This is a genomic window from Microbispora catharanthi, from assembly GCF_006334915.2.
GTDB lineage: Bacteria > Actinomycetota > Actinomycetes > Streptosporangiales > Streptosporangiaceae > Microbispora > Microbispora catharanthi.
In genome coordinates this window covers 327,033-341,285 of the sequence record NZ_VDMA02000006.1, presented here as the reverse complement: position 1 = coordinate 341,285, position 14,253 = coordinate 327,033, and the positions used below count along the sequence as shown (strand labels likewise).

The window sequence follows — 14,253 nt, the reverse complement described above, 5'->3', positions numbered from 1 at the left end:
GATACGGACATTACAAATCACCGTCCTGACGCGAAAATGCGACCTTGGTCGTAGGACCGGCGCTCGATGGCGGCCGCCATGAGGCCGGGAAAGGCGTCCGGTGTGCAGGCGAAGGCCGGCACGCCCATCGCGGCCAGCGCCGCGGCGTTGTCGTGGTCGTACTGCGGCGCCCCCTCGTCCGACAGTGCGAGCAGCACGATCACCTGGACCCCGGCGGCGGTCATGGCGGCGATCCTGCGCAGCATCTCCTCCCGCGGCCCGCCCTCGTACAGGTCGCTGACCAGCAGGAAGATCGTGTCGGCCGGCCGGGTGACGAGGTTCTGGCAGTAGGCCACCGCCCGGTTGATGTCGGTGCCGCCGCCGAGCTGGGTGCCGAACAGCACCTCGACGGGGTCGCGCAGCCGGTCGGTCAGGTCGGCCACGGCCGTGTCGAAGGCCACGAACGAGGTCTTGAGCGAACGCATCGAGGCGAGCACCGCGGCGAAGACGCCCGCGTACACCACCGAGGCGGCCATCGAGCCGCTCTGGTCGACGGCCAGCACGACCTCCCGCTGGACGGCCCGCTGCCCGCGGGCGTACCCGACCAGCCGGGACGGCACGACGGTCTTCCGCTCGGGGAGGTAGTTGCGCAGGTTCGCCCGGATCGTACGGTTCCAGTCGACCTCGGCCGCCCTCCTGGGCCGGTGGGTCCTGGCCGAGCGGTCGAGCGCGCCGCCGACGGCCGTAAGAGTGCGCCGCGTGAGCCGCGCCTCCAGCTCCCGCACGACCGTGCGGACGACGGCCCTGGCCGACTCGCGGGCCCGCTCCGGCATCAGCCGGCTCAGCGACAGCAGCGTGCCCACCAGGTGCACGTCGGGCTCGACGGCCTCCAGCATCTCGGGCTCCAGCAGCAGCCGGGTCAGGTCGAGCCGCTCGATGGCGTCCTTCTGCATGACCTGCACGACGCCTGCGGGGAAGTACTCCCTGATGTCCCCCAGCCATCGGGCCACCCGCGGCGCGGACGCGCCGAGACCGGCGCCGCGCCGTTCCTGCCCGTCGTAGAGGGCCGTGAGGGCGGCGTCCATCCGGGCGTCCGCTCCCTCCAGCGTTCCCTCCGCCGCGCCGCCCAGCACCAGCCGCCATCGGCGCAGCCGCTCGTCCTCGCCGCCCATCATGGCCTCCCGCCCGTCCCGCGTCCCAGGATGTCGCGCACGGTCCGCACGGCTCCCGCCGCCAGCCCGTCGTCGTAGTCCGCCCCCTCGTCACCGCCCGGCGAACCGGGACGCGGTGCGGCGCCGGAGCGGACCCGCCCGCCGATCATCCGCCGCTCCGGCGCCGGGAACGCGCCGAACGTGCGCCGCAGCAACGGCAGCACGTCGACGAACGCCTCGGGTGACAGGCCGGTGAGCCAGGCGTCCACGGTGGCGAGCAGGCGCGGGTCGTGGACGAGCAGCAGGCCGCCCCCGGACAGGAATCCCTCCATCCAGGCCGCCGACCGGGCCGGGGGGTTGCCGGGCGACATCGACCGCGCCATGCGGGCGGCCACGTCGTCCCCCAGCGCCTCGGCGTCGAACAGGATCCGCACGATCCGGCCGTCGAGCAGCCCCGGCAGGTCGTCGCGCCCGGAGATCCCGGTCAGCGTCGCGAGCCACCGGCCGCTCCCCATCAACCCGGCCGCGGTGTGGACGCCGTCCATCAGCGCCGCCATCTGGCGGGCCGCGTCCTCGTCCAGTCCTGTGAGGGCGGGGGACAGCCCTGCGCAGATCCGCGCGAGCATCGACTCGGTGACGCCCGCGAGCCCCTCGGTGCCGCGCACGTCCCCGTACCGGCGGGCCCGCACGAGCGCGGGCAGCGCCCCCATGAGATGGCGCACCTCGCCGTCGAGCGCCGCCCGGTCCTCGATCCGCCCCAGGACGTACGGCAGCGCGTCCGGCAGGTGGGCGAGCAGGCAGCGCTCGACCAGCGCGGACAACTCGGGCAGGCCCGCGCCGCCCGCGAGGTTGCGGACGCGGGCGGTCGCCGCCGCCTCGACCGTGATCCCCCACACGGCGGCCTCGACCAGGGCCACGTCGAGCTCCGGACGCCACTCCAGCGACCAGGACTCCTTGAACGTCCCCTTGCTCCGGGCCCGCCGTGGCGTCCCCCAGGGCACGTCCAGCAGGGCGAGCCGGTGCAACAGCCGGCTTCGGCCGAGGTCGAGCGGCCTGCGCAGGTCGAGGTCGTGCTCCCCGGACATCGCCTCGGGCTTCATGCGCAACCGCCGCTGCTCGTCGCGCAGGTCCCGCCGCAGCGGCACCATCGGCGTGGCGTCCGGCACCCGCCCGAGCCGCTCCCCCACGACCATCCGCCGCTGCACCAGCTCGACCGGCAGCTCGTCGCCGCCGCACAGCACCGCCCTGACCGCCTCGGTGACCTCCGACAGCCCGGCGAGCGGCCTACCGCGCAGCGCCGCCAGCCCCTCGGCCAGCCGTACGGCCTCGATGACGTGCGCGGAGGAGACGGGCAGGTCCTCCTCCCGCAGGATCGCGGCGGCTCGGGCGAGCCAGCGCTCCACCGGGCGGTCGGGCGCCGTGAACAGGTGCTCGTACCACCCGGGCGCGGCGACGCCCGCGCCGTAGCCCGCCCCCGCGGCGAGCCGTCCGTGGGTCCACGGCACCCACGTCATCTCGATCCTGACCTTGGGCAGACCGCGCAGCAGCCGATCGTCCTCGGCCGGGGAGGGCAGCCGGCGGGGCCCGTCCGGCGCGTCCGGGCCGGACCCGGCGGGCAGGCCGCTCCCGCGGGCGCGGCCTCCGGGCGGGGACAGCGCGGGCAGGGACAGCGTGGGCAGGGACAGGGCGGGCGGGGACAGCGCGGGCAGGTGCCAGGCCCCGCAGACCACCGCGATCCGGGCGAAGCCCTCTCGCGCCGCCTTCCGCAGCGTCCTGCGCATGTACGCCTCGCGCCGGGCCTCGACACCTTCCGCGACGTGCCCCTCGCGCACGGCCCTCATCGCCTCGGCGACCACGTCGAGAGTCCCGGCCTCGCCCCGGTGCTCGACCAGGTCCTCCCACCACCGCTCCGGGTCGTCGTAGCCCGCCGCGCGGGCGAGTTCGCCGATGGGATCGCGGCGTACGGGGTCGGCGTCGAGCGCGAGACCGTGCGCGGCGGGCAGGTCGCAAAAGCGCGCCTCGACGCCCGCCCGGGCGGCGTAGGCGATCGCCTGCCACTCCGGCGAGAACTCCGCGAACGGCCAGAAGGCGGCCCGCGACGGCTCCCCCGGCACGTACGCCAGCAGCGCGACGGGCGGGCGCATGCCGGGATCGGCGGCGAGCGCCACCAGGCCGTCGGCTTCGGGCGGGCCCTCGACGAGCACCAGATCGGGCCTGATCCTGTTCAGCTCGTCACGCACGGCCCTGGCCGATCCCGGCCCGTGGTGCCGCACCCCCAGCACCGACAAACGCGGCACAGACGAACCCGGCGGCACAGACGAACCCGGCACCGGCACCTCCGGCACCGGCGCCCCCGGCCCGGACGAGGCGCCGGCGGCGATCTCAGCCGGCATCGCGGCAGGCCCGGTAGAAGTCGCGCCAGTCGTCGCGGTCGCGGACGACCGTCTCCAGGTACTCCTGCCAGACCACGCGATCGGACACCGGGTCCTGGACCACCGCCCCCAGGATGCCGCCCGCGACGTCGGCCGGGCGCAGCACGCCGTCCCCGAAGTGGGCGGCGAGCACGATCCCGTTGGTGACGACCGAGATGGCCTCCGCCGTGCTGAGCGTGCCGCTGGGCGACTTGACCTTGGTCCGCCCGTCGGAGGTCACGCCCGCGCGCAGCTCCCGGAAGACCGTCACCACGCGGCGGATCTCCTCCAGCCCGGTCACGGTCTCGGGCAGCTCCAGGGAGCGGCCGAGCTGCGCCACGCGGCGGGCCACGATGCCGACCTCCTCCTCCGTGGTGGCGGGGACCGGCAGCACGACGGTGTTGAACCGCCTGCGCAGCGCGCTCGACAGGTCGTTGACCCCGCGGTCGCGGTCGTTGGCGGTGGCGATGACGTTGAAGCCCTTGGCCGCCTGCACCTCCTCCCCCAGCTCAGGGATCGGCAGCGTCTTCTCCGACAGCACGGTGATCAGGGCGTCCTGGACGTCGGACGGCATGCGGGTGAGCTCCTCGACCCGGGCCAGCCGTCCCTCCGCCATCGCGCGCATGATCGGGCTCGGCGTCAGCGCCCCGTGGGAAGGGCCCTCCGACAGGAGCCGCGCGTAGTTCCACCCGTAGCGGACGGCCTCCTCCGCCGTGCCGGCCGTGCCCTGCACGAGCAGGGTCGAGTCACCGCTGATCGCCGCGGCGAGGTGCTCGGACAGCCAGGTCTTGGCCGTGCCGGGCACGCCGAGCAGCAGCAGCGCCCTGTCGGTGGCGAGCGTCGCCACCGCGACCTCGACGATCCTGCGCGGGCCGATGTACTTCGGCGTGATCTGGCCGCCGTCCCCCAGCACGTAGGTCGTCACCGCCCAGGGCGACAGCCGCCAGCCCGGCGGGCGTGGCCGGTCGTCGGTCTTCGCGAGGATCACCAGCTCGTCGGCGAACTGGTCCTCCGCGTGCGGGCGCAGAACGCTGGTCATGCAAGCTCCTTGAGCATGTCGAAGCGGAACCGCAGGGTCGCGGCCAGTTCGGGGACCTCCCCGGCGTGCTCGTGCATCGCGGGGTGGAACCGCTCCCCCGCCAGCCGGATCAGCTCGCCGGCGTTCCACGGCTGCGTCCGCGTGGTCTCGACGATCTTCTTGAGCACGGCTCTCGCCAGCCGGTGCCCCCACGGCCGCGGCACGCCGCCCAGCATCATGACCATCTGGCCGTCCACCGGATGGCCCGCCACCAGCTCGGCAGCCCGGTGGGACCGCTCCTCCGGCGGGAGCACCGCCAGCAGGTCGGTCAGCGGCTCGGCCTCGAACAGGGCACGCGCCCAGGTCGCGTCCCGCTGCAGGATCGCGGCCCTGGTCCAGCCCATGCGGACCTCCCGCTCCCAGTCGCCGATCCGGGCCCCGGCGATCTCGTCCGGCGGCATGCCGAGGTGACCCGGCCAGAACGACAGCGGCGTGTGCGCCACCACCTGCTGCAGCCACCAGCCCCGCGTCTCCATCCCGGCGGGTGGCCGCGCCCTGACACCGTCGCGCTCCATCGCTCCGTCGCAGGCCGGCGGCGGCTCCGCCCGGAGCCCGGAGCCGTTCCTGGTCACGAAACGGCGCGCCCGTGCGGTCATGCGGAGGGCCAGCCGCGACCGCGGCAGGCGGGTGAGGAGGTCGGCGGCGGCCTGCCGCACCTCGCGGCGCCGGTCGTCGAGCACCGCCTCCAGGAACGGCTCGTCGGCCATGCCGAGGCCGTCCGCGAGGATCGTCACGAAGACGGCACGCTCCTCCGGCGTCTCCGCGCTCCAGCCGCGTTCGAGCAGCTCCCGCGCGGCAGCGGGGTCGCGGCGCCGCAACACGGTCAGGAAGGCACGCCTGTCGCCGCTCGTGCCGAGCTCCCACACCTCGTCGGGCGGCACCTGCGCCGGCTCCGCCAGCAGATAGGCCCAGGCGGAGTTGAGACCGGCGAGCCAGCGGCCCCGGGCTCCGGCGACCGCCCCCAGGCAGGCGCGGATCGACCGGTCCCGCGCCCCGAGGTCGAGCAGCCCGGGGATCATCTCGGCCGGGACCCGCACCCGCCGCGCGGCCGCCGTCTCCAGCCACTCGGTCAGCAGCCTCCCCTGCTCACCCGCGAGCATCCGGGCCAGCCGGTCCGCGGCGGCCCCGGGCACGAGTGGCAGCGTCTCCGCCGCCGCCGGGGCCGGCGGCCTGCCCCTGCCCGGCCGCCGCCCCGCGCGCATCCGGACCACCTGCTCGGCGGCCCGCTCCAGGAGGCTCTCCGGCGGGACGGCGCGGCGGTCGGCGCCGACCAGCGCGGTGGACACCAGTTCCTCCCACGAAACCCGCCCGGCCTCCCATCCGCCGGAAGCGGCCCGCGTCATAACCGCACCACCCCGCCGTCCTCGTTCCACGCCGTCAGCGGGAGCAGCCCGCGCGGCGTCCATTCGGCGGCGACCGTCACCGGCCGCCCGCCGGAGACGGCCAGCAGCCGCCACGGGACACCCGCGGACGGATGCAGCGGCAGCGCGTTCCCCTCGTCGTCCGCGAGCCCGTCCGGGCAGGGGACGGCTCCGTCGAGCACCAGCGGCCAGGAGTCGGTCCAGGGATCGGCCGCGAGCACCTCCGCGATCAGCGCGGGCACCTGGGAGACCTTCGTCCCCGGGGGCGGCCCCGCGTCGACGAGGCCCCGTCGCTCGGCGACCAGGGCGCGCAGCGGCGACGCCCCCGGGTAGAAGGCCAGGTCGGCGTCGATCGTCGTGCCCGGCGGCGGAAACGACTCGAGCGGCTGCCCGGCAGGCGCGAACGACAGCACCATCGCCAGGCGGCCCGTCGTCCGCCCCGCCAGCCACACGCGCCGGGCGACCAGCCGGTCCTGCTCCTCGTCCCGGCAGCCGACGACATCCCAGTGGTCGGGCACCGCCGGGGTGGCCAGGACGGACTCCCTGGTGACGGAGAAGCCGACCCGCGCCCGCACGGTCTGCCGCAACGGCTCGGGCAGCGCCGCGGCGCGGCGATAGGCGACCGCGAGCAGATGAAGCAGCGCGTACTCACCGAGCAGAAGGCCCGGCCAGTCCTCGGCGCCGAGCACCCGCGAGAGCCGGGTGACCGCCCCCGCCACACCCGGCGCCTGCGCGTCGACCAGTCGCCTGGCGAGGTCGTCCCAGTCGGCCGGCCCCGTCTGTCGCGCCTGCGCGATCCCCTGCCCGATCTGGTCGGCCAGCCACCGCTCCAGCTCCGACAGGCCCGCGCCGACCCTGCTCTCCCGCTGCTCGGCCTGGGTGCGCCTGGCCGCCGCCCGGTCACCGCCCTCGGCGCCGGCCCGGCCGCGGCCCGCCTCGGCGTCGCCCGTGTTCCGGGTCGCGGCCCCGCCCCACCGTTCCTCCACGCGCCGCACAGTAGCCACGCGCTCCGACATTTAGGCTCGCTCGTGAAGTCGGGCCAGTTCACGGTCCGGGGAGACGGTGTCCGGAGGACACCCTCGCCGCGGCGAGCCCGGGCCCGCCGCGCACGGTGATCCGGCGGTTCGCCCGGCGCCGGAGGATCAGCGGCGCCTTACGACGGCTACCGCTTCCGCGCCGAGATGATCATGTGAGTGCCGAAGAACCTCTTCTTCCACGCCATGGAGACGAAGCCGACTCGACGCAGGATCGCGACGACCTCCTGCGGGGTCATGAATCCCAGCGTGGATCTTTGCAGGTATGCGTACGACTCACGATCGCGCGCGACCATCTGGCCGAGAAGGGGGATCATCACCCGAACTCCCAGGCTCACCGGGTAGCGGAGCAGCCCTCGTGGTGGGCAGGTCTCCAGAATGACGACCCGGCCTCCGGGTTTGAGCACCCGGTGCTGCTCTTCGAGCACGCGCTCGACATCATCGACGTTGCGGAGGAGGTAACCATGCGTGACGGCATCAAATGACTCGTCATCGAAGGGCAGATCGTTCGCATCCGCATGCTGCCAGGTGACGGCGGACGCCCCCGGCTTGTTCGCCGCTTCCGCCAGCATCCGCTCCGAGAAATCGACGGCGAAGACGGCCGAGCCCGGATACCTCTCCAGTGCCGCAAGAGCGATGACGCCGGTTCCGGTGGCGATGTCGAGCAGGCTTCCACCTGGAGGGACTCCCGCGCTCGCCGCGACGTCACGACACCAGGCGGCATGCCGTCCCAGTGTCATGAGGCGATTCATCCGGTCGTAGTAGTCGGTGACTTTGTCGAACGTCCGCTGGACCTCTCGGCCCTTGAGCGACGGCTGGTCATGCGATGACATCCGTCGTGGCTCCTCATTCACCCTGCCACTTTGCCGAAGTCGCCGCCGGTCCTCCTCCCCCGCAGGGGGGATCACGCACCTCGCACGGATCCTCGGGCGGACGGCCGGGGGCAGGCTCCCGGCGGCTGAGTGTGCCTCCGTGTCCGGCGCCCGGGCGGAAATGTCGGCGACGTCTGGCAGGGTCGGGCCCATGAGCGAGATACCCGAGGCCAACTACTCGAAGAAGTGGGACGACGATTCCCGGTCCACCCCTCCCCTCGTCGGCGACGAGCGGGAGATCCTCACGGCCTTCCTCGACTGGCACCGCGAGACGTTCGCGCTGAAGTGCTCGGGCATCCCGAAGGATCGGCTGTCGGACAAGGGGGTGCCGCCGTCCGTGCTCAGCCTCCACGGGATCCTCCGGCACCTCGGGGGCGTGGAGCGGTGGTGGTTCCGCATCCAGTTCGCCGGCGAGGACGTCCCGCTCCTTTATTACTCCGACGACGACCCCGACCAGGACTTCGAGGATCTGGACGGGGACGTCGAGGAGGCGTTCGCCGTGTGGCGGGCGGAGTGCGCGCGCTCCCGCGAGATCGTCTCCGCCGCCCGCTCATTGGACGAGACCGGTGTCCACCGCGCCACCGGACAGCCGGTCTCGCTGCGCCGCGTCCTGGTCGGCATGATCGCCGAGTACGCGCGCCACAACGGGCACGCCGACCTGCTCCGCGAGCGGATCGACGGCGCCACCGGCCAATGAGGACATGAGCCGGGCGGTCCCCGGGGATCGCCCGCGACCGGTTAACGCCGAGCCGGCCGGCTCTCCCGATCAGGGGTCGATGTCCGTGACCGCGCCCACGGGGGTGACGAGGCGGCCCAGACCGTCGATCTCGATGCGCACCTCGTCGCCGGGGGTCAGCGTGAAGTCCGACTCGGGCACGAGGCAGGTGCCGGTGGCCAGGATCACCCCGTGCGGATAGCGGTCGGCGCGCAGGAGGTGTTCGACGAGATCGTCGATCCGCCGGTGGAGCAGGCGGGTGCTCGCCGAGCCCGTCCAGATCTCCCGGGAGTCGCGCGAGATGCCGAGACGGATGCCGAGGGCGTAGGGGTCCGGCACCTCCCAGGCGGGGCGGATGCCAGGCCCCAGCGCGGTTCCGCCGAGGTAGACCTTCGCCTGCGGGAGGTACAGCGGGTTCTCGCCCTCGATTGAACGGGAGCTCACGTCGTCGCAAATGGTGTAACCGGCGATCTCCCCGTTCGCGCAGACGACCACGGCCAGCTCCGGCTCCGGGACGTCCCAGGACGAGTCGGGCCTTACGGCGATCGCCTGCCCATGCCCGCGCACCCGCCAGCCGAGCGACTTGAAGAACAGCTCGGGGCGGGGAGCGTCGTAGACCATCTCGTAGACGTCGGGGGCGCGGCTCTCCTCTCTGCGCGCCTCCCGCGATCTACGGTAGGTGACCCCCGCGGCCCAGACCTCCGTCCAGTGGTCCACGGGGGCCGCGAGCGAGGCCAGTGTCGCGGCCTCACCCGTCTCCGCCGCGAGGGATCGGCGGAAGTGGCCGAGACCGGACGAGAGCGCCTCCCCGAGTGAGAAGTCCTCGGGAAGCAGGCGGTCGCCCTCCTCGTCACGGACGGCCCAGCGTGCGGGGCCCGAGGCGCCGGCATCACCGGCGAGGTAACCACGAACAAGTCGCATCAGTATGTGCCTTCACGAGTCGACGACTGTTTCTCCATCGGCAACTGCTGCGGCCCATCGTGGTAGGAGACGGCCCGGGAGGGAAGGCCCCGCTCCCGCGCTGGCGGTTCCCAGAGCCCTACGCCGGCATCGGCACCGGATGCCCACGGGATGCCCCGTCAGGGAAGGCTCCGGCGCGGCGGATGCCGCCGCACCGGAGCCTCCTCACCGGAAGGAAAGGATCATCAGGCGGGGATCGCGGCCCCGGGCGTCAGCTCCGCGTCCATTTCTGGTTGTTGCCGCCCCAGCAGGAGTAGAGCTGGATCTGGGTGCCGTTGCTCGTGCCCGCGCCGACGGCGTCGAGGCACAGGTTCGACTGGACCCCGACGATGGTCCCGTCCGAGTTGAGGCGCCACTTCTGGTTGTCGCCACCCCAGCAGCTGTAGATCTGGACCTTGGCGCCGTTGCCGGTGCCCGCGGCGTCCAGGCACTTGTTGCCGTAGACCCGCAGCTCCTGGGCGGAGGTGTAGCTCCACTGCTGGTTGCTCTGACCGTTGCAGTCCCACAGCTGCACCTGGGTGCCGTCGGTGGTGCTGGCGTTCGGCACGTCGAGGCAGCGGCCGGCGGCGACGTTCTTGATCTGGCCACCGCCACCGGACGGCGGGTTGCTCGGAGAGGTGGTGGGGTCGCCGGTGGAGGTGGAGCCGCCGATGGTGATGTTGGAGTTGCCGCTGCTCTGGTAGCCCTCGGTGGCGAGGATCTGGTAGTCGTGGGTGCCGAGGTTCATGCCGTAGCGGGCCCAGGCGTCGAAGTGGTTGCCGGTGGTGATGGTGCCGCCGACGCGCTTCTGCTGGCGGACGCTCCAGTACTGGTTGAAGGTCTGGTTGCCGTCGATGGACGGCGCGTTGTAGCGCGTGGTCTCGTAGATGTCGTAGGTGCCGCCGTCGCTGGTGACGGTGCCCTTGTAGGTGCCGGTGGGCCGCCAGGAGCCCCAGCTGTCGACGATGTAGTACTCGACCAGCGGGTTGCGGGTCCAGCCGTACACCGACAGGTAGGAGTTGCCGGAGGGGTTGAAGCTACCGGAGTAGGTGACGGTCCTGCGTCCGCCGGGCTTCCAGCCCTTGCCGGCGACGAAGTTGTTGGTGTTGCGCCAGGAGGTGCTGTAGTTGCCGCCGGACCCCAGATCCATGGAGACCGTGCCCTGGCTGTCGGTCCAGAACGAGAAGAAGTATCCGTTGTTGGTGCCGGTCTGGTTCGTCGTGACGGCCGCGTGGGCGACGCCGGGCAGCAGCGCCACGGCCGCGGCCAGCGCCACGGCGCAGGCCCGGACGACGAGCAGCCTGAGGCCGCCGCGTCTGCGGCCTGACCAGTGAACGGGAGCGTCGATCATGCGCGCTTCCTCCTCGTGAGGGCTGACGGGGACAGGCACCGTGGGCTGGGACGGCCGAAGTGACGGCCACCGCGCCGGCGCCGCGCAGCCGAAAGTATCGGCGTAGTGGCGAAAGTATCGGACCGCCTCGCCGAGTCGTCAACGTCACCCGAAATGATCCGGAAAAGCACATTCCACCCGGCATCGCACGAGAGGAAGCATTCAGCCTGGTGGAAGGTATGGCGATGCGATCGAACCGCTCGACGGACGGTTCGGCCGACGCTGAAAAGTTCAGCAGACTTTCGGATGACGCTTCGGGGCCGGATGCGGCGGCGTGCGATGCCGAGGCGGGCGGAAGCGCGGAACCGGTTCTGTCGGGGTCGCGTGTCATACTCACCTGCGTGGTTGCGCGTACGCCCCAAAGGGTGCTGATCGGGCGTTCCGCAGAGCTCGATCGGCTCGTGGGCGTGCTCGACGCCGCCACGGCCGGGCTCGCGGGGGTCGCTCTGGTGGGCGGCGACGCGGGGATCGGCAAGACCCGGATCGTCACCGAGCTGTGCGACCTCGCGCAGCGGCGGGGCTTCGTGACGCTCACCGGCCAGTGCGCCGAGCTCGGCGACGCCCTGCCCTACCTGCCGCTCGCGGACGCCCTGCGCGGCGCCGCCGCCGACGCCGACGGGCCGGTCGGTCCGGCCGTCACGGCCCGTCCCGCGCTGCGGCGGCTGCTGCCCGGCGACGAGGCGGGCCCGGCGGAGGGGACCACCGGGGGGCTCGCCCAGCAGCGCCTGTTCGGCTCGGTGCTCGACATGCTGTCGGAGGTGGCCGGACGGCAGCCGGTCCTGTTCGTGTTCGAGGACCTGCACTGGGCCGACCGCTCGACCCGGGACCTGCTCGTCTTCCTCACCCGCATGCTGCAGCGCGAGCGGGTCTGCCTCGTCGGCACCTACCGCACGGACGACCTCCACCGCCGCCACCCGCTGCGTCCGGTCCTGGCCGAGCTGCGGCGGCTGCCGCTGGTCACCTCCGTCGAGCTGCCACCGCTCGGCGACGACGAGATGGCGGAGTATCTCGCCGTCCTCGACCGGTACGGCGAGGGCCCCGCGGGCCCGGTGGCGGGACACGGCCTGACCACCGTTATCGAGCGCGCCGGGGGCAACCCGTTCTTCGCCGAGGAACTCCTGGCGGCCGGCGCCGAACGGGCTCGGCTGCCCGGAACGCTGGCCGACCTGCTGCTCGCCCGGGTGGAGACCCTGTCGGAGACCGCCCGTCAGGTGCTGCGGGTCGCCGCGGTGGCCGGCCGCCGGGTCGGCCACGACCTGCTGCGCGACGCGACCGGGCTCGGCGACCTGCCGCTGGAGGACGCGCTGCGCGAGATCGTCTCGCAGCGGCTGCTCACGGCGGGCAGCGACGGTTACACGTTCCGGCACGCGCTCCTCCAGGAGGCCGTCTACGACGACCTGCTGCCGGGCGAGCGGACCCGCCTGCACACCGCGTTCGCCGCGCTGCTCGCCGAACGCGGCGGCGCCCCCGCCGAGCTGGCCCATCACCATCTCGCCGGGCACGATTTGCCGGGCGCGCTGCGGGCGTCGGTGGAGGCCGGGCGGCTGGCCGCCGGGCTCGGCGCGCCGGCGGAGGCGCACCGGCACTTCGAGCGCGCGCTCGAGGTCTGGGACCAGGTGCCGGAGGCCGAACGGCTGGCCGGGGAGCACAGGGCGAGGATCGCGCTGGCCAGCGCCGCGGCGGCGGCCGCGGCCGGCGACTACCACCGGGCGGCGGAACAGGTGCGGCGGCTGCGCCGCGAGGCGAGCGACCCGGTCCTGATCGCGGAGACCGGCGAGCGCCTGTCCTACTATCTGGCGGACGCGGGCGGCGACGAGGCCGAGGCGGTCGCGGCCGCCCGGGAGGCGGTGGACATCGCACCGCACAGCCCGCTGTTGGCCAGGGCCCTGGCCACCTACGCCCGCGCCCTCTTCAGGCAATACCACGACGAGGAGGCGGCGGCGACGGCGTCCAGGGCGCTGGAGGTCGCGGAGGCGACCGGCGCCCACGACGCGGAGGTCAGCGCCCTCGTCTCGCTCGCCCTGATCGAGGAGGAGTTCGGGAGCAGCGTCGAGCGCGCCGTCGACCTGCTCACGCGCGCCACCCGCCGCCCCTCGGGCGACCTGTCCATCGACCTGCGGGCGCGCTTCAACCTCGCCCGCATCCATTACGAGAACGGCGCCCTCGCGGTGGCCGCCCGCATCACCGAGGACGGCGTACGGCTCGCCGGGGAGACCGGGCTCACCTGGAGCACGTTCGGCACCGACCTGCGTTTCCTGCACTACCTGGTGCACTACGCCGACGGCGACTGGGACGCCGCGGAGCGGCTGGCGGGAGGGTTCGGCGTCCGGGTCGGCACCAGGGCCGAGGCCCAGCTGTCGTCGTTCGCCCTCTTCGCCGAGGTGGGCCGGGGGCGCCCGGGCGCCGACGAGAGACTGCGGTGGCTGTCCCGCTTCTGGTCGGACGCGCTGATCGGCTACATGGCGCGCGGCATGGCGGCCGAGCAGGCGCTGTGGCGCGGCGACCCGCAGACCGCGCTCGACCACGTCGACGCGATCGTCGCGGCGCTCGAGCCGTTCGATCCCAGTGTGATCCGCATCGCGGCCACCGGCCTGTGGGCGCTGGCCGACCTCGGCAGGACCGGCAAGCCCTGCGACGACCTGCTGCGCCGGGCGCGGTGGGCGGCGGAGAACGGGCCGAACGGCCCGCGCGGCAGGCTGGGGCCGGAAGGGGTCGCCTGGCTGGCCCGGGCGGAGGCCGAGTGGCACCGCGCTCACGGCACGGAGGATCCGGAGGTCTGGCGGCGCGCCACCGCGGCCTTCGGCTTCGGCTTCGTCTACGAGGAGGCGCGGTCGCGGTGGCGCCTGGCCGAGAGCCTGCTGCGGACGGGTGACCGCGCGGCGGCCCGCGCCGAGTGGGAGCGCGCAGTGCACGTGGCTGCCGCGCTGGGAGCCCGGCCCTTCCTCGAGACGCTCAGGGCGGTCGGGGCGCGGGCCGGATTCCCCGACCCGACGGCGGCCATTCCCACGGCCTCTCCCGCCGCCCACGACGGTGACGCACAGGAGATCGCCGCCGGTGAGCCGCCGAGAGTGGCACGGGAGCCGGGGCGGCGGCTGTCCGCGCTCACCGCCCGCGAGCGGGAGGTGCTGGCCCACGTCGCGGACGGTCTGGCCAACCGGGAGATCGGCGCGCGGCTGTTCATCTCGCAGAAGACGGTCAGCGTGCACGTCTCGAACATCCTGGCCAAGCTCGGCGTGACCAGCCGCACCCAGGCTGCCGCCGTCGCCCTGCAGGAGGGGCTGTCGCCGGGCGCCGCGGACGGAAATACTGTGTAATCGAGGCCC

10 protein-coding genes are annotated in these 14,253 nt (G+C 73.7%); 2 read left to right on the top strand and 8 right to left on the bottom strand.

Annotated elements, in window-relative coordinates:
• Positions 1-17: 17 nt before the first annotated feature.
• From FH610_RS14150 to FH610_RS14125, 6 genes are all read right to left on the bottom strand, one after another.
• Positions 18-1,151: a VWA domain-containing protein gene (locus FH610_RS14150; protein ID WP_205825776.1), complete on the bottom strand. Its 1,134-nt coding sequence runs from the start codon at positions 1,149-1,151 to the stop codon at positions 18-20.
• On the bottom strand, positions 1,151-3,523 hold the full coding sequence (locus FH610_RS14145) for a DUF5682 family protein (RefSeq protein WP_240808960.1): 2,373 nt from the start codon (positions 3,521-3,523) through the stop codon (positions 1,151-1,153). Before FH610_RS14145 ends, FH610_RS14150 begins: the two co-directional genes overlap by 1 nt.
• Positions 3,513-4,580: an ATP-binding protein gene (locus FH610_RS14140; RefSeq protein ID WP_139574852.1), complete on the bottom strand. Its 1,068-nt coding sequence runs from the start codon at positions 4,578-4,580 to the stop codon at positions 3,513-3,515. Before FH610_RS14140 ends, FH610_RS14145 begins: the two co-directional genes overlap by 11 nt.
• Positions 4,577-5,962, bottom strand: coding sequence for a DUF5691 domain-containing protein (locus FH610_RS14135; RefSeq protein WP_139574850.1), 1,386 nt, complete (start codon positions 5,960-5,962; stop codon positions 4,577-4,579). The genes FH610_RS14140 and FH610_RS14135 overlap by 4 nt, the downstream gene beginning before the upstream one ends.
• Complete coding sequence (locus FH610_RS14130) at positions 5,959-6,966, bottom strand: SWIM zinc finger family protein (protein ID WP_139574848.1); 1,008 nt, start codon at positions 6,964-6,966, stop codon at positions 5,959-5,961. Before FH610_RS14130 ends, FH610_RS14135 begins: the two co-directional genes overlap by 4 nt.
• Before the next feature lie 176 nt (positions 6,967-7,142).
• Positions 7,143-7,847, bottom strand: coding sequence for a ubiquinone/menaquinone biosynthesis methyltransferase (locus FH610_RS14125; protein ID WP_139574846.1), 705 nt, complete (start codon positions 7,845-7,847; stop codon positions 7,143-7,145).
• Between the two features lie 190 nt (positions 7,848-8,037).
• Here FH610_RS14125 and FH610_RS14120 point away from each other — a divergent pair, with 190 nt between their 5' ends.
• Positions 8,038-8,583 carry a DinB family protein gene (locus FH610_RS14120; RefSeq protein WP_139574845.1) on the top strand — a complete coding sequence of 182 codons (546 nt, stop codon included), beginning with the start codon at positions 8,038-8,040 and terminating at the stop codon, positions 8,581-8,583.
• A gap of 69 nt (positions 8,584-8,652) precedes the next feature.
• Here the strand turns inward: FH610_RS14120 and FH610_RS14115 are convergent, their stop codons facing one another.
• Together FH610_RS14115 and FH610_RS14110 are read right to left on the bottom strand one after the other, a co-directional pair.
• Positions 8,653-9,522 carry a fumarylacetoacetate hydrolase family protein gene (locus FH610_RS14115; protein ID WP_139574843.1) on the bottom strand — a complete coding sequence of 290 codons (870 nt, stop codon included), beginning with the start codon at positions 9,520-9,522 and terminating at the stop codon, positions 8,653-8,655.
• Positions 9,523-9,772: 250 nt separating this feature from the next.
• Positions 9,773-10,891: a glycoside hydrolase family 11 protein gene (locus FH610_RS14110; protein WP_139574841.1), complete on the bottom strand. Its 1,119-nt coding sequence runs from the start codon at positions 10,889-10,891 to the stop codon at positions 9,773-9,775.
• Positions 10,892-11,271: 380 nt separating this feature from the next.
• Here FH610_RS14110 and FH610_RS45190 point away from each other — a divergent pair, with 380 nt between their 5' ends.
• Positions 11,272-14,244: a helix-turn-helix transcriptional regulator gene (locus FH610_RS45190; protein ID WP_276607664.1), complete on the top strand. Its 2,973-nt coding sequence runs from the start codon at positions 11,272-11,274 to the stop codon at positions 14,242-14,244.
• The last annotated feature ends 9 nt before the right edge of the window (positions 14,245-14,253 follow it).